The sequence below is a fragment of the Streptomyces sp. GMY02 genome (assembly GCF_019056675.1).
Taxonomy (GTDB): domain Bacteria; phylum Actinomycetota; class Actinomycetes; order Streptomycetales; family Streptomycetaceae; genus Streptomyces; species Streptomyces odonnellii.
The window spans coordinates 3,555,402-3,578,535 of record NZ_CP077658.1 but is presented as its reverse complement, the minus strand read 5'-3'; the positions used below and the strand labels follow the sequence as shown (position 1 = coordinate 3,578,535).

Annotated in this window: 22 protein-coding genes; 13 read left to right on the top strand and 9 right to left on the bottom strand. The window is 69.9% G+C overall.

Annotated elements, in window-relative coordinates; translation table 11 throughout:
- Positions 1-36: 36 nt before the first annotated feature.
- Both KQY30_RS15085 and KQY30_RS15080 read left to right on the top strand, forming a co-directional pair.
- Complete coding sequence (locus KQY30_RS15085) at positions 37-1,092, top strand: ATP-binding cassette domain-containing protein (RefSeq protein WP_302185316.1); 1,056 nt, start codon at positions 37-39, stop codon at positions 1,090-1,092.
- Positions 1,089-1,919 (top strand): ABC transporter permease, encoded by an 831-nt coding sequence (locus KQY30_RS15080; RefSeq protein ID WP_217307259.1) that lies wholly within the window; start codon positions 1,089-1,091, stop codon positions 1,917-1,919. The genes KQY30_RS15085 and KQY30_RS15080 overlap by 4 nt, the downstream gene beginning before the upstream one ends.
- 81 nt (positions 1,920-2,000) lie before the next feature.
- On the opposite strand, the gene KQY30_RS15075 is transcribed toward KQY30_RS15080, so the two are convergent.
- Complete coding sequence (locus KQY30_RS15075) at positions 2,001-3,434, bottom strand: glutamate decarboxylase (protein ID WP_217307258.1); 1,434 nt, start codon at positions 3,432-3,434, stop codon at positions 2,001-2,003.
- Between the two features lie 231 nt (positions 3,435-3,665).
- Between KQY30_RS15075 and KQY30_RS15070 the strand changes: the two genes are divergently transcribed.
- Entirely contained in the window at positions 3,666-4,379 is a 714-nt protein-coding gene (locus KQY30_RS15070; RefSeq protein ID WP_217307257.1) for a DedA family protein, read from the top strand.
- Positions 4,380-4,457: 78 nt separating this feature from the next.
- Here the strand turns inward: KQY30_RS15070 and KQY30_RS15065 are convergent, their stop codons facing one another.
- Positions 4,458-6,005 (bottom strand): threonine/serine exporter ThrE family protein, encoded by a 1,548-nt coding sequence (locus tag KQY30_RS15065; RefSeq protein WP_217311069.1) that lies wholly within the window; start codon positions 6,003-6,005, stop codon positions 4,458-4,460.
- A gap of 302 nt (positions 6,006-6,307) precedes the next feature.
- Positions 6,308-6,802 carry an inorganic diphosphatase gene (locus tag KQY30_RS15060; protein ID WP_046504875.1) on the bottom strand — a complete coding sequence of 165 codons (495 nt, stop codon included), beginning with the start codon at positions 6,800-6,802 and terminating at the stop codon, positions 6,308-6,310.
- 187 nt (positions 6,803-6,989) lie between these two features.
- Between KQY30_RS15060 and dacB the strand changes: the two genes are divergently transcribed.
- From dacB to folE, 6 genes are all read left to right on the top strand, one after another.
- Positions 6,990-8,381: a D-alanyl-D-alanine carboxypeptidase/D-alanyl-D-alanine-endopeptidase gene (gene dacB / locus KQY30_RS15055; protein WP_217307256.1), complete on the top strand. Its 1,392-nt coding sequence runs from the start codon at positions 6,990-6,992 to the stop codon at positions 8,379-8,381.
- Positions 8,382-8,654: 273 nt separating this feature from the next.
- Positions 8,655-9,782, top strand: a complete 1,128-nt coding sequence (locus KQY30_RS15050) for a zinc-dependent metalloprotease (protein ID WP_217307254.1) — start codon at positions 8,655-8,657, stop codon at positions 9,780-9,782.
- Positions 9,783-10,013: 231 nt separating this feature from the next.
- Positions 10,014-11,057, top strand: a complete 1,044-nt coding sequence (gene tilS, locus KQY30_RS15045; RefSeq protein ID WP_217307253.1) for a tRNA lysidine(34) synthetase TilS — start codon at positions 10,014-10,016, stop codon at positions 11,055-11,057.
- A gap of 89 nt (positions 11,058-11,146) precedes the next feature.
- Positions 11,147-11,686 carry a hypoxanthine phosphoribosyltransferase gene (gene hpt, locus KQY30_RS15040; protein ID WP_217311068.1) on the top strand — a complete coding sequence of 180 codons (540 nt, stop codon included), beginning with the start codon at positions 11,147-11,149 and terminating at the stop codon, positions 11,684-11,686.
- Between the two features lie 229 nt (positions 11,687-11,915).
- The gene (ftsH, locus tag KQY30_RS15035; protein WP_217307252.1) at positions 11,916-13,943 is read left to right on the top strand and encodes an ATP-dependent zinc metalloprotease FtsH; all 2,028 of its coding nucleotides are present in this window, start codon (positions 11,916-11,918) and stop codon (positions 13,941-13,943) included.
- Between the two features lie 112 nt (positions 13,944-14,055).
- Positions 14,056-14,661: a GTP cyclohydrolase I FolE gene (gene folE / locus KQY30_RS15030; protein WP_217307251.1), complete on the top strand. Its 606-nt coding sequence runs from the start codon at positions 14,056-14,058 to the stop codon at positions 14,659-14,661.
- Between the two features lie 49 nt (positions 14,662-14,710).
- Here folE and KQY30_RS15025 read toward each other — a convergent pair whose 3' ends face one another.
- The 5 genes from KQY30_RS15025 to folP all read right to left on the bottom strand — a co-directional run bounded on the left by KQY30_RS15025 (position 14,711) and on the right by folP (position 17,744).
- Complete coding sequence (locus KQY30_RS15025) at positions 14,711-15,214, bottom strand: DUF3180 domain-containing protein (protein WP_217307250.1); 504 nt, start codon at positions 15,212-15,214, stop codon at positions 14,711-14,713.
- Between the two features lie 49 nt (positions 15,215-15,263).
- On the bottom strand, positions 15,264-15,878 hold the full coding sequence (folK, locus tag KQY30_RS15020; RefSeq protein WP_217307249.1) for a 2-amino-4-hydroxy-6-hydroxymethyldihydropteridine diphosphokinase: 615 nt from the start codon (positions 15,876-15,878) through the stop codon (positions 15,264-15,266).
- Entirely contained in the window at positions 15,875-16,234 is a 360-nt protein-coding gene (folB, locus tag KQY30_RS15015; protein WP_217307248.1) for a dihydroneopterin aldolase, read from the bottom strand. Before folB ends, folK begins: the two co-directional genes overlap by 4 nt.
- A gap of 191 nt (positions 16,235-16,425) precedes the next feature.
- On the bottom strand, positions 16,426-16,884 hold the full coding sequence (locus KQY30_RS15010; RefSeq protein ID WP_046497667.1) for a nuclear transport factor 2 family protein: 459 nt from the start codon (positions 16,882-16,884) through the stop codon (positions 16,426-16,428).
- A complete protein-coding gene (folP, locus tag KQY30_RS15005) occupies positions 16,881-17,744 on the bottom strand; it encodes a dihydropteroate synthase (protein ID WP_217307247.1) in 864 nt (287 codons plus the stop codon). The genes KQY30_RS15010 and folP overlap by 4 nt, the downstream gene beginning before the upstream one ends.
- 210 nt (positions 17,745-17,954) lie before the next feature.
- Between folP and KQY30_RS15000 the strand changes: the two genes are divergently transcribed.
- On the top strand, positions 17,955-19,067 hold the full coding sequence (locus KQY30_RS15000) for an esterase family protein (RefSeq protein WP_217307246.1): 1,113 nt from the start codon (positions 17,955-17,957) through the stop codon (positions 19,065-19,067).
- Between the two features lie 97 nt (positions 19,068-19,164).
- On the opposite strand, the gene KQY30_RS14995 is transcribed toward KQY30_RS15000, so the two are convergent.
- Positions 19,165-20,334, bottom strand: a complete 1,170-nt coding sequence (locus tag KQY30_RS14995) for an ABC transporter ATP-binding protein (RefSeq protein ID WP_217307245.1) — start codon at positions 20,332-20,334, stop codon at positions 19,165-19,167.
- Between the two features lie 154 nt (positions 20,335-20,488).
- Here KQY30_RS14995 and KQY30_RS14990 point away from each other — a divergent pair, with 154 nt between their 5' ends.
- Genes KQY30_RS14990 through KQY30_RS14980 form a run of 3 tightly spaced genes read left to right on the top strand, consistent with a single transcriptional unit; the run spans position 20,489 to position 22,983 of the window.
- Positions 20,489-21,250 (top strand): ABC transporter permease, encoded by a 762-nt coding sequence (locus KQY30_RS14990; RefSeq protein ID WP_217307244.1) that lies wholly within the window; start codon positions 20,489-20,491, stop codon positions 21,248-21,250.
- Positions 21,251-21,252: 2 nt separating this feature from the next.
- Positions 21,253-21,963 (top strand): ABC transporter permease, encoded by a 711-nt coding sequence (locus KQY30_RS14985; protein ID WP_217307243.1) that lies wholly within the window; start codon positions 21,253-21,255, stop codon positions 21,961-21,963.
- 36 nt (positions 21,964-21,999) lie between these two features.
- A complete protein-coding gene (locus KQY30_RS14980) occupies positions 22,000-22,983 on the top strand; it encodes an ABC transporter substrate-binding protein (protein ID WP_217307242.1) in 984 nt (327 codons plus the stop codon).
- Positions 22,984-23,134: the final 151 nt, after the last annotated feature.

Here is a 23,134-nt window from a genome sequence, read left to right as displayed (position 1 = left end):
GGGTGCGGAAATGGCAGGAAGCGGGGAGGCGAGGACGTGACCGAAGTGACCGACGTGGCCGAAGCGACCGACGTGATCGTTGCGGCCGGCGTGCACAAGCGGTACGGAGAGAAGCGGGCCCTGGACGGGTTCGATCTGACGGTGGCCCGTGGCACGGTCCATGGTCTGCTCGGCCCGAACGGCGCGGGCAAGACCACCGCCGTGAGGGTGCTGACCACGCTGCTCCGCCCCGACGAGGGGCAGGTGCGGGTGGCAGGCCTGGACGTACGGACCGAGGGCCGTGGGGTACGGCGCAGGATCGGGCTGCTGGGCCAGCACGCGGCGCTCGACGAGGATCTGAGCGGCCGGCAGAACCTGGAGATGTTCGGACGGCTCCACCACCTCGGCGCCCGGCGCGCGGGGGAGCGGGCCGACACCCTGCTGGAACGGTTCGGCCTCCTGGACACCGGCCGCAAGCCCGTCAAGCAGTACAGCGGCGGCATGCGGCGCAGGCTCGATCTGGCCGCGTCCCTGATCACCGGCCCGGCGGTGCTCTTCCTGGACGAGCCGACGACCGGGCTCGATCCGCGCGGACGGGCGGAGGTGTGGAGCGCGGTGCGCTCATTGGTCGGCGGCGGTACGACCGTACTGCTGACCACGCAGTATCTGGAGGAGGCCGACCAACTGGCCGACCGCATCTCGGTCGTGGACGGCGGCCGGGTCATCGCCGGGGGCACCGCGGACGAGCTCAAGGCCAGGACCGGAGGCGACCGGATCGATGTCGTCCTGCGCGACGCGGACCGGCTCGCGGACGGTGCGCGGGCCCTGGCGCGTACGGCGGGCACGTACGCGGTCAGTACGGATGTGGACCGGCGGCTGATCAGCGCGCCCGTGACCGACCGGATGGCGGCGCTGACGGAGACCGTGCGGGCTCTGCACGAGGAGGGGATCGAGGCGGAGGACATGGCGCTGCGGCGGCCCACGCTGGACGAGGTCTTCCTCCGGCTGACGGGCGGGGACAGCACCCAGGGTCATGACCAGCGGCACGAGAAACAGCAGGAGCAGCAGGCAGAGCAGCAGGAGCAGCGGCAGGAACGGGAGGTACGGGCATGACGGCCCTGCACGCCCCGGCACCCGTGCCCGCCGAAACCGCCGGCAGCAGGCTCCGCTGGGCCCTCGCCGACTCCTGGACCATGACCCGCCGCGAACTCGCCCGCTGGGCACGGCAGCCCGTCCAGGTCGTCGTCGGACTGGTCTTCCCGGTGATGCTCCTGCTGATGTTCGGCTATCTGATCGGCGGCGGCCGGGGGATCCAGGGGGAGTACGTCGAGTTCCTCGTCCCCGGCATGCTCGCGCTGACGATGGCATTCGGAATCGAGTCCACGATGCTCGCCGTCACACAGGACCTCAACAAGGGCGTGGTGGACCGGTTCCGCTCGATGCCCATGGCGCCTTCCGCGGTCCTGGTGGGCCGGAGCGTCGCCGACATGCTCCAGTCCGTGCTCGGCCTGTGCGTGATGATCGGCGTCGGAAGCGCCCTCGGCTGGCGCTGGCACGAAGGGAGCGCGTCCTTCCTCGCCGCCGTCGGGCTGCTGCTCCTGTTCCGGTTCGCGATGCTCTGGCTCGGCATCCAGCTCGCGATGGTGGCGGGCCGCCCCGAGATGGTGCAGGCGGTGCAGATCCTGGTCTGGCCGATCGGTTTCCTCTCCAACGCGTTCGCGACACCCGAGTCCATGCCGGGCTGGCTGGGCGCGGTCGTGGAATGGAACCCGATGTCGGCCACGGCCACCGCCGTACGCGACCTCTTCGGCAACCCGGCCGCGGCGGGCGGCTCGTGGGCCGCGGAGCACGCCGGACTGCTGGCGGTGCTCTGGCCGGTGGCCCTGCTCGCGGTGTTCTTCCCGCTGGCGGTGCGGAGGTTCGCCCGGCTCAGCCGCTGAGGAGCCGTACGTACACGTGGGGGCGGTGGGCCGCGCGAGACGGCCCACCGCCCGCCACGGCCTCCGTACAGCCCCGTGCGCTCAGTGGTGGAAGGCCGTGGCCAGCGACTTGTCCCGCACCGACGGATGCGGCTGGGCGCGGAGCGCGGGGAGGATCTGGTCCAGATCGTCCATCAGCAGTGCGGCGAGATCGGCCGAGAAGCCGTTGCGGCAGACGATCCGCAGCACGCACAGATCCTGCCGGTTGGCCGGGAAGGCGTACGCGGGCACGAGCCAGCCGTGCTGGCGCAGCCGGGCCGAGACGTCGTAGACATCGAAGTTCTCGTTGCCGGGCGCGGTGGTGAACGCGAACACGGGCAGTTGGTCGCCGCGCGTGAGCAGCCGGAAGCCGCCGAGGCCCTCGATCTCCCCGGCCAGTTTGGTGGCGATGTCCCGTGCCGTCTGCTGGACCGCGCGGTAGCCGTCACGGCCCAGCCGCAGGAACGTGTAGTACTGCGCGACCACTTGGGCGCCGGGGCGCGAGAAGTTCAGGGCGAAGGTGGGCATGTCGCCGCCCAGATAGTTCACGCGGAAGACGAGATCCTCGGGCAGTTCGGCGGCCGAGCGCCACAGCGCCCATCCGACACCCGGGTACACGAGCCCGTACTTGTGCCCGGAGGTGTTGATGGAGGAGACGCGCGGCAGCCGGAAGTCCCAGACCAGCTCCTCGTCGAGGAACGGCGCGATCATGGCCCCCGACGCCCCGTCGACATGGACGGGGATGTCGAGGCCCGTACGTTCCTGGAGGGCGTCCAGCGCCGCGCACACCTCGCCGACCGGTTCGTACGAGCCGTCGAAGGTGGAGCCCAGTACGGCCACCACCCCGATGGTGTTCTCGTCGCAGAGATCGGCGGCGGCCCGCGGGTCGAGGTGGAAGCGCTCGCCGTCCATGGGCACCTGGCGCGGTTCGACCTCCCAGAAATTGCAGAACTTGTCCCAGCAGACCTGCACATTGATGCCCATCACCAGATTGGGCCGGGCGGTCGCCGGGTAGCGGCCCGCGTTGCGCTTGGTCCAGCGGCGCTTGAGCGCGATTCCGGCGAGCATGCACGCCTCGCTGGACCCGGTCGTCGAACAGCCGACGGCCGCCGCGGGGTCCGGCGCGTTCCAGAGGTCGGCGAGCATCGCCACACAGCGCCGCTCCAGTTCGGCCGTGCGCGGGTACTCGTCCTTGTCGATCATGTTCTTGTCCCGGCACTCCGACAGCAGGGTCGTGGCCTGCGGCTCCATCCAGGTGGAGACGAAGGTGGCGAGGTTGAGCCGCGAATTGCCGTCCAGCATCAGCTCGTCATGGACGAGCTGGTACGCGACGGCGGGCGGGATCGGCCCGTCGGGCAGCCGGTGGACGGGCGGGGCCGAGGTCATTCCGCTGATCGGGTCGGCCTCCCCGTAGAAGGGGTTGATCGACAGCCGCTGCCGTTCGGCACGCTCGGCCTCGGGCATGCCGGTCAGGTCCGCGCCTCGGTGGAGTGGCATCGGCGGTTCTCCTCGGGGGCGTCGGCGCGGCCTGATCTGTTCGGGACCGGCCTTTTTCCGTTCAGCTTTCTTCATTTATGCCCGAAATGGTGCTGTGGTGCATCCGTGGTGCATGTCCGCAGGGCCGGGTGGAACCTGGAGGAGCAGGCGGGCGTTGATAGCTTGTGCGCGGCCGACCACGCCGAATTGACGATCGACCGACTATCGACACAACACAGGAGTCCGGAACCCGTGACCCCCCTTGCGCTCGGACCAAGCTGGCTGGACCCGGACTATCTGATCGGGACCTTCGGACTCATCGGTGTCCTGGTCATCGTGTTCGCCGAGTCCGGCCTTCTGATCGGGTTCTTCCTGCCCGGCGACTCGCTGCTCTTCACCACCGGCCTGCTGGTGACGGCCGGCACGCTCGACCACCCGCTCTGGCTCGTCTGTCTCCTGGTGGTACTCGCGGCGATCATCGGTGACCAGGTCGGCTATCTCTTCGGCCGCAAGGTCGGACCCGCGCTCTTCAAACGCCCGGACTCCAGGCTCTTCAAGCAGGAGAACGTCGAGAAGGCGCACGAGTTCTTCGAGAAGTACGGCCCCAAGTCCCTGGTGCTGGCCCGCTTCGTGCCCGTCGTACGGACCTTCACGCCGATCATCGCCGGTGTGAGCCGGATGAACTACCGCTCGTTCATCATCTTCAACATCCTCGGCGGCGCGCTCTGGGGCGCGGGGGTCACCCTGCTGGGAGCGGCGCTCGGCAAGATCGAGTTCGTTCACAAGAACATCGAGATGATCCTGATCCTGATCGTGCTGATCTCGGTGCTGCCGATCGTGATCGAGTTCCTGCGGGCCCGCTCCAAGTCCAAGAAGGCCGCGCTCACGGCCGGCGAGGACCCTGGTACGGCGCAGCCGGACGGCCCGGGCGCCGGCGGCCAGCGCGGCCGGCACGCCAAGCGCTGACCGAGCCGGACGGCGCGGAAGCCGTCTCCGCCGGCAGCCGTACGGTCCGGAAGCCGTCTCCGACGGACAGGAAGCCGTCTAGAAGCCGCGCGTCCGCTTGGCCGCGCGGCGGCTCGACGCCCGGCCCGCTCCCGGCACGGTGAGGAACAGCCGGGAGATTTCGCCCCCGAGATTCACCCCGATCGCGATCGCCAGGGCCAGCGCCGCCGCCTTGGACAGCGAGGCCAGCCCGCGGTCCGGATTGTTCTGCGCGATCCCCAGCAGCCCGAAGTAGGTCGCCGAGCCCGGCAGCAGCGGCCCGATCGCCGCCGTGACATAGGGCAGCGCCGAGGCGAACTGGTAGCGCGAGAAGAGCTGCCCGAACAGCCCCACCAGACCGGCCGCCACCGCCGTCGCGGCCACCGGCGAGATCCCGCCCGTATCGTGCATCGCCGCGTAGACGACCCAGGCGATCCCGCCGTTGAGCGACACCATCAGCACCGTGGAACGTTCCTGCTGGAGCAGGATCGCGAAGGTGAAGCTCAGCACCACGGCCGCGAGTATCTGCACCACCGGACGCTCCGCGGTGTGCGGCGCGGCGTCCGGGTTGAGCTGCGCGTCGAGCTGTACCCCCAGATAGAGCACGGTCAGCACACCGATGATGATCGCGATGAAGAAGTACATGACCTCCAGCAGCCGCGCCGACGCGGTGATGTAGTAGCCGGTCAGCCCGTCCTGCACCCCCGCGACCAGCGCGCGCCCCGGCAGCAGCGCGAACAGACCGCCGGTGATCACCGCCGAGGGCCGTACCTCCCACTGCGCCGCCGAGCCCACCAGCGTCAGCGCCACCCCCATCGCCGCGGGCGGCATCGCGGCCACCACGAACTGGTAGAACTCCGGCAGCCCGCGCCCCGCGCACAGCCAGGCCAGCCGGTCCCCGAGCATCGCGCCGAACGCCGCCGCCACGAACACCAGGAACCCGCCGCCGACCAGCACCGAGGCGGAGCCCGCCAGCACCCCGCTCGCCACCGTCAGCACCCACCCGGGGTACGGATGCCGGTTGCGCCGGATCTCCGCCAGCCGCCGGTACGCCTCCTCCAGCGTGACATCCGTGTTCGCGGTGGTGATGTCGTCGATGAGCGTGAAGACGGCGGACAGCCGCGTGTAGTCGGTGCCCCGCCTCCGTACCGTCCTGCTGGCCGTCACCGGATCCTCCACCAGCGACGGCTGATGGGAGATCGACAGCAGGGTGAAGGTGACGTTCGGCTCACAGCGGTCGAGTCCGTACGCGCGGCTCACCGCGAACATCGCGGCCTCGACATCCTCCGCGCCCTCGCCGCCCGCCAGCAGCAGTTCACCGATACGGAGCGTCAGGTCCAGCACCCGGGGCACCGCGGGCCCGTTGTCGTCGTGCCGCTGCACCGGCTCCGGTACGGGCCGTTCGCCGGCCGGCATCCGCAGCAGGGTGCGCATCCGGTCCTGCCAGGGAGCCCCCTTGGCCCACGCCTCGGGCAGCACGAACCCCGATCCGGGACGGTCGCCGCCGGTCAGCGCCAGCCGTTCCATCCCGTGCGGCGGAGTGAAGGCACTGTGCGCCTCGTCCGACTGGGGCTTGCGCTCGTCGGGGCCGTCCGGCTCGGCCGCCACTGTCCTCGCCGTCACGCCCTCACGCCCCCCGCTCCCTGTCGCCCTTGTGGTGCACGCCTCTGCGATGCACGCGCCCTTGCCGTGCTCGTCCGCTCGTCCGTTGCTCGTCCGCGTGTTCCGCAGTCCCGCGTCTGCCCAGTATGAGCACGGACATGAGAGGCCACACCCGCGTCGGCGGACCCGGGAGCCCAGCACCCCCGCACACGGACGGGCGGCGCACCTCACGAAGAGGTGCGCCGCCCGTCGTCCGCCCCGGCCGTCCGGCCGGTCATCCGGAGGAGTGCGCGGTCAGAAGTGCGCCGTCAGTGCGCGCCGCCCTGCGCCTCAAGTCGCTTGTACGAGGCCTCGATCTCGGCCTCCGCCTCGGCACGCCCCACCCACTCGGCGCCCTCGACGGACTTGCCGGGCTCCAGGTCCTTGTAGACCTCGAAGAAGTGCTGGATCTCCAGCCGGTCGAACTCCGAGACATGGTGGATGTCACGCAGGTGCTCCACCCGGGGGTCCGAGGCCGGGACGCACAGCAGCTTGTCGTCGCCGCCCGCCTCGTCCGTCATCCGGAACATGCCGATGGCGCGGCACTTGATCAGGCAGCCCGGGAAGGTCGGTTCGTCCAGGATGACCAGCGCGTCCAGCGGGTCGCCGTCCTCGCCGAGGGTGTTCTCGACGAAGCCGTAGTCGGCCGGGTAGCTGGTCGAGGTGAAGAGACGCCGGTCGAGGCGGATCCGGCCGGTCTCGTGGTCCACCTCGTACTTGTTCCGCGAACCCTTAGGGATCTCGATGGTGACGTCGAACTCCACGGGTGGCTCCTCCATGATCAACACATCTGTCCGGTCATACTGCTGAGTGCTGCGTCTTCGCGGAGGAGGGCCCCCGGACCGGCGGACTGAGGGGCCGCCGCTGGGCCGGGGTGCCATGCTCGTGGCAAGGCGCAGTGATTAAGTGTCCCCCACGCAGCAGTGTGATCGCGAAAGGGGCTGGTCGGCCGTGCTTGAGCCGAAAGTGTGGCAGCTCACGGCGGGTTCCGCCGTTGTCGGCCTGGCCCTCGCGGCCGTCGCCGTGGCCACGGCCGGCCCCTGGGAATCCGGTCAGCGCAGGTCCGAGCGGGCATGGGCGGCGGCGCACAGCCGCACGGGTGGCGCACATCACGAAACGCCCGCCCCCCGTACGCCCGCACCCGCCCCCAGCGCTCCCGGGGTGCTCTCCGCGCTCACCGCCCCGGCCGCCGAGCCCGCGGAACTGTCCGAGGACCTCAGGGAGCGGCTCGGGCCGCTGCTCGACGACCAGGACCTCGGCCGGCTGCGCAGCGCCTCGGTCGTCGACGCCGCCACCGGCAAACCGCTGTACGGAAGGGCCGCGGACACCCCGATGACCCCCGCCTCCACCGTCAAGATCGCGACCACGGTGGCCGCGCTCTCCGCCCTCGGCCCCGACCACCGCATCGCCACCACGGTCAGGGCCTCGCCCGACGCCACACGGCTCACCCTCGTCGGCGGCGGGGACTCCACCCTCGACCGGACCGGATTGAGCGCGCTCGCCGACGACACCGCCCGCGCGCTGCGCGACCGCGGGGTCGCCAAGGCCGAGCTCCGCTACGACATCTCCCTCTACTCGGGCCCCAAGCTGCACCCCATCGGCCCCAACGACAACATCGCCCCCGTCACCGCGCTGATGACCCGGCAGGCCCGCCTCGACGGCTCCACCCGCGGACCCGCGCTCCGCGGCGGCGATCCCGCGGGCGCCGCCGCCCGCGAATTCGCGGAGCTGCTGCGCGAGCGGGGCATCCGTACGACCGCGGCCCCCACCGAGGGCAGGGCCCCCAAGGACTCCAAGCCCCTCGCGCGCACCCACTCCCAGCCGCTCTCCGCCCTGGTCGAACGCACCCTGACCGAGAGCGACAACGACACCGCGGAGGCCCTCGCCCGGCAGACCGCGATCGCCCTGGGCATGCCCGCCAGCTTCGACGGCGGGGACCGGGCGGTCCGCGTCCAGCTCGGCAAGCTGGGCCTGCCGCTCACCGGGGCCCGCTTCGCCGACGGCAGCGGCCTGGACCGCAAGGACCGGGCCAGCGCCGCGCTGCTCACCGCGCTGCTGGCGCGCGCGGCCGACCCGGACCACCCCGAGCTGCGGTCCGTTCTGACGGGGCTGCCCATCGCCCGGTTCACCGGCACGCTCCGGAGCCGGTACGCGGACGCCGCCCCCGCGGCCGGACTCGTTCGCGCCAAGACGGGCACGCTCACCGGGGTGAACACCCTGGCCGGCACCGTCGTCGACGACCGGGGCCGGCTGCTGGCCTTCGCGTTCATGGCGGGTTCGACCACGGCCCCCGGGGAAGCGCAGACGGCTCTGGACCGGCTCTCGGCCGCCCTGATCGGCTAAGGGGTGTCCACAGAACCCGCGCGCCCCTCCTCGTACCGCCGCCGCGTGCCCGTCCCGCACGCCCCGCCGCACGCCCTCCCGTAATGCCCTCTCGTAGCCCCGTCCGCGTACTCCGCCCGGCCCTCCGACGGCCCAACCGGCGCCGGGGCCCCCGTCCCGCCCGGTTCCGGGCCTGATTCCCGGGTGCCGACGAGCCCTTAGGGGACGGTGCGACGGAAGATCCGGGTCCCTGACACCTCACCGCTCCGCGGGCCGACCACGTACGGTTGACACATGACGAGCATCGGTGGTGCCGAGATGGTCGACTGGAATCTCGCGGTGGCGACCGCGACCCGCCTGGTACGGCCCGGGCCCGAGGTGACCCGGGACGAGGCCCGCGCGATCGTCGCCGAGCTGCGCAGGCATGCCAAGGCCTCCGAGGAACATGTACGCGGATACACGCGGATGGTCCCGGACGGCCATGAACCCCCGGACACCCCCGTCCTGGTCGTCGACCGGGCCGGCTGGGTGAAGGCGAACGTCGCCGGGTTCCGCGAGCTGCTCAAGCCCCTGTTCGAAAAGATGCTGGAGCGCCGCTCGAACACCCCCGGCGGTGCCGTGCTCGGCGCGGTCGGCGGCAAGGTGACCGGCGTGGAGCTGGGCATGCTGCTGTCGTTCATGGCCTCCCGGGTGCTCGGCCAGTACGAGACCTTCGCCCCCGCCACCCGCGATCTCCCCGCGGGCGAACACAGCGCCGGACGGCTGCTGCTCGTCGCCCCGAACATCGTCCATGTCGAGCGCGAACTGGACGTCGATCCGCACGACTTCAGGCTCTGGGTCGCCCTCCACGAAGAGACCCACCGCACCCAGTTCACCGGAGTGCCCTGGCTGCGCGACCACCTCCAGGGCGAGATCCAGTCCTTCCTGGACGAGACCGAGGTCGACCCGATGACCGTGCTGGAGCGGCTTCGTGAGGCCGCCCAGTCGCTCGCCGGCGGCCGGCCCGAGGGCGAGGAGGACGAGCACGGCAGAAGCATCGTCGAGCTGGTCCAGACCCCCGGCCAGCGCGAGATCCTCAGCCGGCTGACCGCCGTGATGTCCCTGCTCGAAGGCCACGCCGACTATGTGATGGACGGGGTCGGGCCCGATGTCGTGGCCACCGTCGCCGAGATCCGCGAGAAGTTCCAGCAGCGCAGGGCGCGCGGTGCCAGCCGGCTCGACCAGGCGCTGCGCAAGCTGCTCGGCCTCGACGCCAAGCTCCGCCAGTACCGGGACGGGGAGCGGTTCGTACGGACCGTTGTCGAGGAGGTCGGCATGGCCGGCTTCAACCGGGTCTGGACCTCGCCCAACACCCTCCCCACCAAGGCGGAGATCGCCGAACCGGCCGACTGGATCGCACGGGTGCACCGGAGGGCGGACTGATGACCCGGGCCCGGCTCACGGCGGCCCACGACCGTGGCCCGCGGCCCGTGGCAGATGAACGCCCCATGTATCACCCATCCGAGGGACCGTGAGTGAGGGATAGGCGTGCAATGCTCGGGTAATGGCTCGGTTCTGTCACCATCGACGCACTCTGAGTGACGCTCTCCGTCTGTACAGCGGTCGGGACACCGAGCGAGGCACCCCCCAAACACATCACGAAGGGCACCGGATATGGGTCCCCATCCTGCGGTCGCGGCGATACGCCTGGCGGTACGCCGCGTACTCCACGACGTTCTGACCGACAGCGCGGTCGTCTCGTCCCCCACCGCCTCCCCGGCCTCCGCCGCACGCCTGTTCGGCGAGCGGCCGCTCGTGCTTGTCGCCTGCTCCGGCGGCGCCGACTCCATGGCGCTCGCCTCCGCGCTCGCCTTCGAGGCCCCCAAGCTCTCCGTACGGGCCGGCGGGATCACCGTCGACCACGGCCTCCAGACCGGCTCCGACCTCCGCGCCGCCGAAGTCGTCGCCCGGCTCGCCGCCATGCGGCTCGACCCCGTCGAGTCCGTCGCCGTGACCGTGGGCCGCGACGGCGGTCCGGAAGCCGCCGCGCGTGACGCGCGCTACGCCGCCCTCGACGCCGCGGCCGAGCGCCATGGCGCCACGGCCGTCCTGCTCGGCCACACCCGTGACGACCAGGCCGAAACCGTCCTGCTGGGCCTCGCCCGCGGCTCGGGCACCCGCTCCCTGTCCGGTATGGCGGCCGTCTCGGGGACGGCCGGCCGCTACCGGCGTCCCTTCCTCCAGCTCGACCGCCAGACCGCCCGCAAGGCCTGTCTGGTCCAGTCGATCCCGGTCTGGGACGACCCGCACAACAGCGACCCCGCCTACACCCGCTCGCGGCTGCGCCACGAAGGCCTGCCCGCGCTGGAGAAATGTCTCGGCAAGGGTGTCGTCGAAGCCCTGGCCCGTACGGCACAGCTCTCCCGCGACGACGCCGACGCCCTCGACGCCTGGGCCGCCGACGCGGACCACGCCGTACGGGACGAGACCGGACTGCTGGACTGCGCGAAGCTGTACGCGCTGCCGCCCGCCGTCCGCCGCCGGGTGCTGCGCAGAGCGGTCATCGCCGCGGGCGCCCCCGCGGGCTCCCTGTTCGCCCGTCACATCGAAGAGGTCGACCGCCTGATCACGGGCTGGCGCGGCCAGGGAGCCATCAATCTGCCCGGCCGAGTGGAGGCCATGAGGCAGGGTGGCAGACTGGTCGTCCGGCAGGGCTGAAGCGCGGAAGCACTACGGCTGTGTCTCCCGGGGCGTGAGTCCCGGACCCCCGGCCGACAACGAAAGTGATACGGGTGGACGACAAGGACATGGGCAGCGACCTCCAGTCGGTGCTCATCACCAAGGAAGAGATCGACGCGAAGCTGGCCGACCTGGCCGCGAAGATCGACGCGGAGTACGCAGGCAAGGATCTGCTTCTCGTCGGGGTCCTCAAGGGCGCCGTGATGGTCATGGCGGACCTGGCGCGCGCGCTGTCCACCCCCGTGACGATGGACTGGATGGCCGTCTCCTCGTACGGGGCCGGCACCCAGTCCTCCGGAGTGGTCCGGATCCTCAAGGACCTCGACACCGACATCAAGGGCAAGCACGTCCTGATCGTCGAGGACATCATCGACTCGGGCCTGACACTGTCCTGGCTGCTCTCCAACCTCGGTTCCCGCGAGCCCGCCTCGCTCGAAGTGTGCACCCTGCTCCGCAAGCCGGACGCCGCGAAGGTCGCGATCGACGTCAAATGGATCGGCTTTGACATTCCGAATGAGTTTGTCGTCGGATATGGCCTGGATTACGCGGAAAAGTACCGGAACATGCCTTTTGTCGGGACGCTCGCACCGCACGTCTACGGCGGCTAGTACGGCGGCTGATGCGGCAGCACGGCACAACCCGGCCCCGGCGCCGGAAAGGCTCCGCCGCCGGGAACCCCAGGGGCTCTCACGCCGTTGAAGCATGGGAAGACGGGTTTGTCAGCCGTCCCGTGCCATCGCGGGCCACAATGCTGGGGTACCGTCCGAAGAACAGTCTTTTTCTCACAGCAGCATTTACCTACGGGCAGGAGGGACGGGGCGACTTCGCTCCGTATGGATGGACGTGAAGCGATACTTCCGTGGGCCGGTCATGTGGATCGTGCTGGCCGTCCTCGCCGTGGTCGTGTTGATGCAGGTCGTCGGCTCGTCGGGCGGCTACAAGACGGTGGACACCGGTGAGGTCGTCCAGGCGATCGACAAGAACCAGGCCGAGCAGGTCAGACTGACCACCGGCGACGAACAGATCATCAAGGTCGACCTCAAGGACGGCCTGAAGGTCAAGGGCAGCGACAAGATCCAGGCGAGCTATATCGGCAGCCAGGGATCGACGCTGGCCAAGACGCTTCAGGTCAAGTTCCAGAACGGCGACATCAGCAAGGGCTATACGGTCTCGCCGTCGAAGCAGAGTCCGTTCGTCTCGGTGCTGCTGTCTTTGCTGCCCTTCGTCCTGATCGTCGTGGTTTTCCTGTTCCTGATGAATCAGATGCAGGGCGGCGGCTCCCGGGTCATGCAGTTCGGGAAGTCCAAGGCCAAGCTCATCACCAAGGACACCCCCAAGACGACCTTCGCCGATGTGGCGGGATCCGACGAGGCGGTCGAGGAACTCCACGAGATCAAGGAGTTCCTCCAGGAGCCGGCGAAATTCCAGGCGGTCGGCGCCAAGATCCCGAAGGGTGTGCTGCTGTACGGCCCGCCCGGTACGGGCAAGACGCTGCTCGCCCGCGCGGTCGCGGGTGAGGCCGGGGTGCCGTTCTACTCGATCTCCGGCTCCGACTTCGTCGAGATGTTCGTCGGTGTCGGCGCGTCCCGCGTCCGCGACCTCTTCGAGCAGGCCAAGGCGAACGCCCCGGCGATCGTGTTCGTCGACGAGATCGACGCCGTCGGCCGGCACCGCGGCGCGGGCCTCGGCGGCGGTCACGACGAGCGCGAGCAGACGCTGAACCAGCTCCTGGTCGAGATGGACGGCTTCGACGTGAAGGGCGGCGTGATCCTGATCGCCGCCACGAACCGGCCCGACATCCTCGACCCGGCGCTGCTGCGCCCCGGCCGTTTCGACCGGCAGATCGCCGTCGACCGCCCGGACATGCAGGGCCGGCTGGAGATCCTCAAGGTCCACCAGAAGGGCAAGCCGGTCGCCCCGGACGTCGATCTGGGCGCGGTCGCCCGTCGTACGCCCGGATTCACCGGCGCGGATCTGGCGAACGTGCTGAATGAGGCGGCGCTCCTGACGGCGCGCAGCGACAAGAAGCTGATCGACAATCACTCCCTGGACGAGGCGATCGACCGCGTCGTGGCGGGCCCGCAGAAGCGGACCCGGATCATGTCCGAGAAGGAGAAGAAGATCACCGCGTACCACGAGGGCGGACACGCCCTGGTCGCCGCGGCGTCTCCGAACTCCGACCCGGTCCACAAGATCACGATCCTCTCCCGTGGCCGGGCGCTGGGCTACACCATGGTCCTGCCCGACGAGGACAAGTACTCGACCACGCGCAACGAGATGCTCGACCAGCTCGCGTACATGCTGGGCGGGCGCGCGGCCGAGGAACTGGTCTTCCACGACCCGACCACGGGCGCGGCCAATGACATCGAGAAGGCCACGGCCACGGCCCGCGCGATGGTCACGCAGTACGGCATGACCGAGCGGCTCGGCGCGATCAAGTTCGGCGGCGACAACACGGAGCCGTTCCTCGGCCGGGAGATGGCGCATCAGCGCGACTACTCGGAAGAGGTCGCGGCGCTGGTCGACGAAGAGGTCAAGAAGCTCATCGAGACCGCGCACAACGAGGCCTGGGAGATCCTCGTCGAGAACCGTGACGTTCTCGACAATCTGGTGCTCGCGCTCCTGGAGAAGGAGACGCTCAACAAGGACCAGATCGCGGAGGTCTTCGCGACCGTCGTCAAGCGTCCGGCCCGCCCGGCGTGGACCGGCTCGTCGCGTCGTACGCCCTCGACACGCCCGCCGGTTCTCTCGCCCAAGGAGCTGGCACTGACCAATGGCGCGGCAGGGTCGAACGGCGGAATGCCCGCCGTGACCAACGGCGACACCTCCGCCGAGGCGCTCCCCGAGGACCGTCCGGAGAGCTGAGGCCCGGCCCCTCGTACGGCCCGGAATGGATGCCGCGCCCCCCAGGTTTTAGCCTGTGGGAGCGCGGCATTCGTCTGCCCGCCCACGAGGACGGCACAGGAACGAGGCACACATGACCGACCCGGTGACGCTGGAGGGTGAGAACCCCATACGCGAATTCGACGAGAAGCGGGCGGAGAATGCGGTGCGCGAACTCCTCATCGCCGTCGGGGAGGACCCGGACCGCGAGGGGCTGCGAGCGACCCCCGGCCGTGTGGCCCGCGCGTACAAGGAGATATTCGCGGGACTGTGGCAGACGCCCGAGGACGTGCTGACGACGACGTTCGATCTCGGCCATGACGAAATGGTGCTGGTGAAGGACATCGAAGTGATGTCCTCCTGTGAGCATCACCTTGTCCCCTTTGTGGGGGTTGCTCATGTCGGCTACATCCCGTCGGCGGACGGGAAGATCACGGGTCTTTCGAAGCTGGCCCGGCTGGTGGATGTCTACGCCCGCCGGCCGCAGGTCCAGGAGCGGCTGACCACACAGATCGCCGACTCCCTGATGGAGATCCTGGATCCGCGGGGGGTGATCGTGGTCATCGAGTGCGAGCACATGTGCATGACCATGCGCGGGGTGCGCAAGCCGGGGGCCAAGACGATCACGTCGGCGGTGCGCGGGCAGTTGCGTGTGCCGGCGACCCGCGCGGAGGCCATGAGCCTGATCATGGCCCGCTGACACGGCCGGCCGCTGTCGGCCGGCCGTGGCGCTCAGGGGCCGTCGTGGCTCAGACCGGACCGGCGGGGGCCGCGCCGTGGTTGTTGTGGTTCTTGTCCTCCGGGTCCTCGGGGAGTTTGCAGACGCGCTCCAGGAAGAAGGCCGCGACGATCACCGCGATGCCCGCCAGAACCGAGAAGCCCGCATAGATCGCCTGGTCGCGGCGGGAGGGGATGTCGAGATGGCCCAGAAGATAGACGCCCGTACCGCCGTAGATACCTGAGACCAGGGCCGCCACCAGGGCGCTGGCCTGGCCGAAGACGACCGCGCGGGCCGCCATCAGCGGATCGACCCCCTTGGCGTCGGGGCGGCGTTCGCGCTGGGCCTTGAGCCGGGCGCGCAGGGACAGGGCGGTGGCGGTGAGCACGGCGGCGATCACGGCCAGGACGATGGGCGCCGCGAGCGGGACGCTCGGCAGCGTGCCGAACGAGTCCCAGAGCCGGGCACCGGCCCAGGCGAGCACACCGGCCACCACGAACAGGCCGGCCAGGACGCCGATCCGCAACTGCTTCACCGAGAGAGCCGCCCTTCGCCTTGCCGTACCGACCCGCTGAGCCTAACGACTACTCGGGGAGGCGGAGTTCCAGATCCTCCCGGGTCCGCACACCGCCGCGGCCGATCCGCGCGAGCAGCTCGGCGACCGCGCCATGGCCGGCCACCTGTGCCTCCGGCTCCACGTCGTACCACGGAGCGAGCACGAAGGCGCGTTCATGGGCGCGGGGATGAGGGAGGGTGAGCTGCGGGTCGTCCGAGACGACATCCGCGTACGCCAGGATGTCCACGTCTATGGTGCGCGGTCCCCAGCGCTCGTCCCGGACCCGGTCGAACGCCTCCTCGATTGCCTGCCCGCGCTCCAGCAGGGACGACGGCGGCAGCGTCGTTTTGATCACGACGACCGCGTTGAAGTACGACGGCTGGGTGCCCGGTTCGACACCCCACGGCTCTGTCTCGTACACCGGGGAGACCGCCTTGACCCGCAGGCCGGGCGTGTCCTCCAGCGCGTCGATGGCGCCCTGGAGGGTCTCCAGTCTGTTGCCGAGATTGGAGCCGAGGGAGACCACGGCGCGTTTCGGATTGGAGAGCGTGGTGTCCGCCGCGTCCACCTGCGCGACCACGGAGGCGGGTACCGGCTGCACGGTGGGGTCGCTCTGCGGCCCATTGGTAGAGAACACGGTCATACTCGGCTCCGGGTGATGGTGACGGTGACATCGTCGAACGGCACGGTGATCGGGGCGTCGGGCTTGTGGACGACCACCTCGACCTCCTGGACGCCGTTGTGCTTCAGGCACCGCTGGGCGATGCGCTCGGCCAGGGTCTCGATCAGGTCGACGGGCTCCCCCTCCACGACCTCCACGACCTCCTCGGCCACGATCCCGTAGTGCACGGTCTTCGCCAGGTCGTCGTCGGCCGCCGCGGGACGGGTGTCCAGGCCGAGCACCAGATCCACGATGAAGGTCTGGCCCTCCTCCCGTTCCCGGGGGAAGACGCCATGGTGCCCACGGGCCTTGAGGCCGCGCAGCGCGACACGATCCACGCGAATCACTCCTGCTGTCGTTGGTCCGGGGGCACCTGACCGCGTTCGGGCGGCCGCGTGCCCTCGCCTGAATCTACTCGCGGGCACCGACAGCTCTACCCCGAGGGGGTGACGGGCGCGGCGCCGCGCCGTCGGAGGCCGTCCTCGCGCACGGCCTCCGGCAACCGGTTCACAAAGGGGCGCCTACCCACTCAGGCCGGTGTCTCGTCGTCCGGTTCCTCGTCGGTTTCGGTCAGAACGGGTGAACCGTGGTGGGACCAGAGTTTCCAGCCCTCAGGGGTACGCCGGAACACATTGGTGGCGACGACGAGCTGGCCGACGAGCGGTCCCAGCTCGCCGCTCTCCTCGGCCGGGCCGCCGCTCAGGATGTTCTCGGTGCAGGTCACCAGGGCGGTGTCCGCGGCGACGGCGACCGTGACATCGGTGAGGAAGAACTGGATGTACTCGGTGTTCGCCATGATCAGGGCGTACGAGCGGAGCACATCGCCCCGGCCGGTGAGCACGGGCCAGCCGGGGTGGACACAGGAGATCTCGTCGTCCTCGCCCTCCAGCCAGAGCCCGGACAGCACATCGAGGTCACCGCGCTCCATGGCCTCGTAGAAGGTCGTGTTGGCCTGCTCGACCTGTTCCTGGTCCGTGAGGGCGGTCACCGGGCGGCGCCCTCGACCGCGCGCGCCACCCGTACGGCGTCGGCGGTCGCCCGTACCTCATGGACCCGTACGGCCCAGGCGCCCTGGTGGGCCGCTATGGCGGAGACCGCGGCGGTGGCCGCGTCGCGCTCGCGGGCGGGCGGCGGGGAGCCCTCGCCGCCCGCGAGAACATGGCCGAGGAATCGCTTGCGGGAGGCGGCGACCAGCAGCGGGCGGCCCAGGGAGCGCAGTTCCGGCAGATGGGCGAGGAGCGCGAGGTCGTGGCCGGCCTGCTTGGCGAAGCCGAGGCCGGGATCGACGACGAGGTGTTCGGGGTCGATGCCCCCGGCGATCACCGCGTCCATGCGGGCGCGCAGTTCGCCGAGGACCTCCGCGACCACGTCCGTGTAGACGGCGCGGCTGTTCATGGTCTCGCTGAAGCCGCGCCAGTGCATCACCACGAAGGGCACGCGGGCGGCGGCGACCGCGGGCACCATGGCCGGGTCGGCGAGCCCGCCGCTGACATCGTTGACCAGGACGGCTCCGGCGGCGACCGCCTGCTCGGCGACGGAGGCGCGCATGGTGTCGACGGACACGGTGACGCCCTCGGCGGCCAGGCCCCGTACGACCGGTACGACGCGTCTCAGCTCCTCGTCCTCGTCGACCCGGGTGGCGCCGGGGCGGGTGGACTCACCGCCGACGTCGACCAGGTCGGCGCCCTCGGCGACGAGATCGAGGCCGTGCTTGACGGCGGTGGTGGTGTCGAACCAGCGGCCGCCGTCGGAGAACGAGTCGGGCGTCACATTGACGACACCCATGACCGCGCAGCGGTCCCACTCCGGCAGGCCCTCGACGGTGCCCCGTCCACGCAACGTACTCATATGCCCACAGTAGGGGGTGCCCGGTGGATCTTCCCGGGCCCCGGTGCCGGAAGGCCGCTCGGGGGGGACAGCGGGGTACGGCGTGCCTCCTCCCGGTACGGCCCGGACGGCGCGTCCGCCGAACGGGGGCATCCCCGTGGTGTGCCGCGGCCGATTCGGGGAGGGTTCCTCAGCGTTCCGGAAAATCTCACGGGAGAAAGCTCGGTGGACATGGGTCTTACCAGCCGTAAAGTTCTCGCCCTGGCCGTCCTGCTGGCCGTCCTGCTGTTCGTCGCCACGATCTGGCTGTGGCCGAGGCTGTCCGCCCGTACGGCGCGCGCGGTGCTCGGCCGGGTGGGGCTGCTGTTCGCCACCCAGGTGAGCCTCTTCATGGCCGTCGGCCTGGTCGCGAACCAGTACTTCCTCTTCTACGGCTCCTGGCGGGACCTCTTCGGCCAGGAGCAGGAGCTGGGGACGGTGGTCGGCCCGGCGGCCAACGGCAAGGACATCACCATCATGGACACGGAGCGCTCACCCGTACCCGGCAGCAAACAGCCCACCGTGGCCGGCCAGATCCAGAAGATCGCCATCGGCGGCCCGAGATCCGGGATCGACAGCACGGCGTACGTCTATCTGCCGCCGGAGTACTTCCAGCGGCACTTCCAGACCCTGTCGTTCCCCGCGGCCGTGGTCCTCACCGGCTATCCCGGGGTGGCGGAGAACCTGATCAAGGGCCTGAACTACCCCAGGACCGCCTGGGAGCTGGCGAAGAAGGGCAAGATGCAGCCGATGATCCTGGTGATGCTGCGGCCCACCGTGGCACCGCCCAGGGACACCGAGTGCGTGGACGTCCCGCGGGGCCCGCAGACCGAGACCTTCTTCGCCAGGGATCTGCCGCTGGCGGTGTCCCGGGCGTACCGCGTCAAGACGGCGCCGCGGAACTGGGGCATCATCGGCAACTCCACCGGGGGCTACTGCGCTCTGAAGATCGCCCTGCACCACCCGGAGCGCTACTCGGTGGGCGCCGGCCTCTCGGCGGACTACAAGGCGGCGGAGGACCCGACGACCGGTGATCTGTTCCACGGCGACCAGCGGCTGCGGAACCGGGCCAACCTGCTGTGGAGCCTGGAGCATCTGCCGCAGGGCAACTCGTCCCTGCTGGTCACCAGTTCCAAGAAGGGCGAGCGGAACCTGCGCGCCACCAAGGAGTTCATCAGCAAGGTCAGACCGCCCGCGCAGGTCGCGTCGATCATCCTCGACAGCGGCGCGCACAACTTCAACACCTGGCGCAGGGAGATCCCGTCGGCGCTGGAGTGGATGAGCAGTCGGCTCAGCGCGGAGTGACCGGCTCAAGGGGTCGGCCGAAGTCCGGCCCGGGGTCCGTCGAGGTCCGGTTGAGGGGTCGTTGAAGGGGTCGTTGAGGGGGGCGTGAGCGGTCGGCTCAGTGCGCGATGAGGCTGACGGTCTCCAGTTCCACGGCGGTACGGGGGATGTCCTGCGCGTCCGCGTCGATGGAGCGGCGCAGCGCCTCGTGCAGCCGGGCCGGGGTGAGGACCCCCAGGAAGCGGCCGGTCTCCTCCTGGTCGATGACCGCGATCCAGCCCGCGTCGTGCTGGAGCATCGTGGCGAACGCCTGCTTGAGCGAAGCCCCGACGGGCAGCCAGGCCTCCATCCGGCGGGCGTGTTCCCGTACCGTCCCCGAGGCCCCGGTGCTGTCGGTGGAGATCCAGCCGTGCAGATTCTCCTCGGAGTCCAGGACGACGGCCCAGCGCGCGCCCTCCTCGGCGAGCTTCGCGGCCGCGCGCCCGAGCGGGTCGTCGAGATGCACGACGGGCGGCTGCTCCAGGTCGCCCTCCTCGATGGGAGTGACGGACAGCCGCTTGAGCCCGCGGTCGGCGCCGACGAAGTCCGCGACATACGGGGTGGCGGGGGCACCGAGCACGGCGGCGGGGGCGTCGAACTGCTCGATCCTGCCCTGCCCGTAGACAGCGATACGGTCGCCGAGCCGTACCGCTTCCTCGATGTCGTGCGTGACAAACAGCACAGTCTTGCGGACCGCCGCCTGGAGCTTGAGGAACTCGCTCTGGAGGTGGTCGCGTACGACCGGGTCGACCGCGCCGAAGGGCTCGTCCATCAGCAGGACGGGCGGGTCGGCGGCCAGCGCGCGGGCCACCCCGACGCGCTGGCGCTGGCCGCCGGAGAGCTGCTCGGGGTAGCGGTCGCCGTAGACGGACGGGTCGAGACCGACGAGATCGAGGAGTTCGGCGGCGCGGGCGCGGCCCTTGGCGCGCTGCCAGCCGAGGAGATGCGGAACGGTCGCGGTGTTCTCCAGGACGGTCTTGTGCGGGAAGAGACCGACCTGCTGGATGACATAGCCGATACGGCGCCTGAGCTGGACCGGGTCGATGGCGGAAATGTCGTCGCCGTCGAGGAATATCCGCCCCTCGGTCGGCTCGATCAGGCGGTTGACCATTTTCATGGTGGTGGTCTTGCCGCAGCCGGAGGGTCCGACGAGTGTGACCAGTTCGCCCTGGGAGACCTCGAAGGAGAGGTCGTCGACGGCGGTCGTGCCGTCCGCGTACCGCTTGGTGACGTGCTCGAATCGGATCATGGTTCCCCATTGTGCGGCGTGTTGTGTGAAGGCCATGTTGCTGGAATGTGGCGGGCTTCCGCGAATGTCAGTGGTCGGGGATAGGGTCGCCAGACAGTAGGAACCAGCCATACGTCCGGGGAGACCGTTCGGGGAGACGGGGAGGTGGGAACGCATGACGACACAGAGTTGCCTGGCGGCGAACGACTGGATCTGCGGGGAATATCTCCGCTCCCGCAGCCAGGAGTTGATCGATGCCACCGTCCAGCACGTGTGGATCACCGCGGTCTCCGTCGTGATCGGACTGCTCGTGGCATTTCCGCTGGCGCTGCTGGCGCGGAGCAGGCCCTCTTTCGCCGGACCGGTGCTGGGGCTGACGACCCTGCTCTACACGATTCCGTCGCTGGCGATGTTCTCGCTGCTGCTTCCGCTCTTCGGACTCTCCGCCGGACTCGTGATCACGGGGCTGGTGCTGTATTCGCTGACCATTCTTGTGCGGAACATCATGGCGGGGCTCGATTCGGTGCCGGAAGAGGCACGGGAGGCGGCCCGCGGGATGGGGTACGGACCGGGGCGGATGCTCTGGGAGGTCGAGCTTCCGCTGGCACTGCCCGCGCTGATGGCCGGCCTCCGAATAGCCACGGTGTCGACGATCGCGCTGACCACGGTCGGTTCGATCGTCGGCCGGGGCGGTCTGGGCAATCTGATCGAGGACGCGCTGCCGAGCTTCTTCAAGGCGCAGGTGCTGACGGCCTCGGTGCTCTGTGTGCTGCTCGCGGTTGTCGCCGACCTGCTGCTGCTCGGGGTACAGCGGCTGCTCACGCCGTGGACCCGAATACGTACGGCGCGCCCGGTGCGCGGCTCCGGAGCGGGTCCGGCCGCTCCTCGTGAGGGCGGCGCAGCGCCCGCGCCCGAGCCGGTGAAGGCGGTGGGCTGACCATGGGGGTTCTGGGAGACGCCTGGAGCTGGCTGGCGACCGGTGCCAACTGGAAGGGCGACAGCGGTGTGTGGCACCGGCTGGGGGAGCATGTGCTCGTCAGCGGGGTCTCGCTCGCGGTGGCCTGTGCGATAGCCCTGCCGCTGGCGCTGTATCTGGGGCACATCGGCAGGGGCGGCGCGCTCGCGGTCAATATCTCCAATGTGGGCCGGGCGATCCCCGTCTTCGCGGTGCTGGCCCTGTTCATGGTCTCGCCACTGCGGAACGCGGGCTCGGTGCCCACGGTCATCGCCCTGGTGCTGTTCGCGGTGCCGCCGCTGCTGACCAACGCCTATGTCGGGATGCGGGAGGTGGACGGCGCGGTCGTCGAGGCCGCCCGGGGGATGGGCATGTCCGGGCGCCAGCTCTTCGTACGGGTCGAACTGCCCCTCGCGTACCCGCTGATCATGACCGGCCTGCGGTCCGCCTCCGTCCAGGTGGTGGCGACCGCCACCATCGCGGCGATGGTCGGCCAGGGCGGGCTCGGCCGGATCATCACGGCCGGTTTCAACACGTACAACACTCCGCAGGTGGTCGCGGGTGCACTCCTCGTCGCGCTGCTCGCGCTGTTCGTCGAAGGCGTGCTGGTGGCGCTGGACCGGGTGATCGACCCGGCCCCGGCCCTCGCCCCCCGGTCCTCCGGCGGCAGGACCCCGTCCCGCACGACCGCGTGACGACCGACCTCATGGCTTCTTGGAGATGGTGACCTGATGAGCAAGACCACGCGTATCGCGGGTGCGGTACTGGGGGCGGCGGTGCTGACCGTCTCGCTCGCCGCATGCGGCGGCGACAGCCTGGAGAAGGACAAGGGCGGCTCCGCGGCCGGCTCCGGCTCGGGTTCGGGAGAGAAGGGCTCGCTCGTCATAGGCGCCGCGGCCTTCACCGAGTCCAAGGTGCTCGCCGAGCTGTACGCCCAGATCCTGGGCGACGCCGGCTACTCGACCTCCGTGACCACGGTGAAGAACCGCGAGCTGTACGAACCCTCCCTGGAGAAGGGCGAGATCGACGTCGTACCGGAATACGCGGCGACGATCACCGAATTCCTCAACGCCAAGGTGAACGGGGCGGACGCGGCCCTGGCGAAGCCGCTCGCGAGCAGCGACGCGGACGCGACCGTCGCCGAGCTGAAGAAGCTCGCGGAGCCGCTCGGACTGAAGGTCCTGGCCGTTGGCCAGGCCGTCGACCAGAATGCCTTCGCCGTCACCAAGGAATTCGCCGAGAAGAACAGCCTCAAGACCCTTTCCGATCTTGGAAAGTCCAAGATCAAAGTGAAGATCGCGGCGGGCGACGAGTGCGAGGTGCGGCCGTTCTGCGCGCCGGGCCTGAAGAAGACGTACGGCATCGACGTCGCCGGTATCGACCCCAAGGGCGTCGGCACTCCGCAGTCCAAGCAGGCCGTCAAGGACGGTGTGGACCAGGTGGTTCTCAGCTCCACCACCGATGGCACGCTCGACAGCTTCGGACTGGTCGTGCTGGAGGACGACAAGAAGCTCCAGAACGCCGACAACGTACTGCCGGTGGTCAATGCGAAGGACGCCGGGTCGCAGGAGATAGCCGATGTCCTCGGCAAGCTGACCGCCGCGCTGACGACCGATGATCTCGCGCAGTTGAACCTGAAGGTCGATGCCGAGCGCGCGAAGCCCGAGGATGTGGCCAAGGAGTATCTGGAGTCCAAAGGTCTGGTCAAGAAGTAGTCGTGGAACGGCGGCCGTGCGGCCGTCGGCAGGTAAGTGACGGCAGGCAAAACGGAGTTCTGTAGAGGAAAGAGGGGAAAGGGATCGGCGGCTTCGGTAAGAGGGGTTGGTTTGATTGTTCGACCGGCCCCCCAATCCGTCTCGGCACACG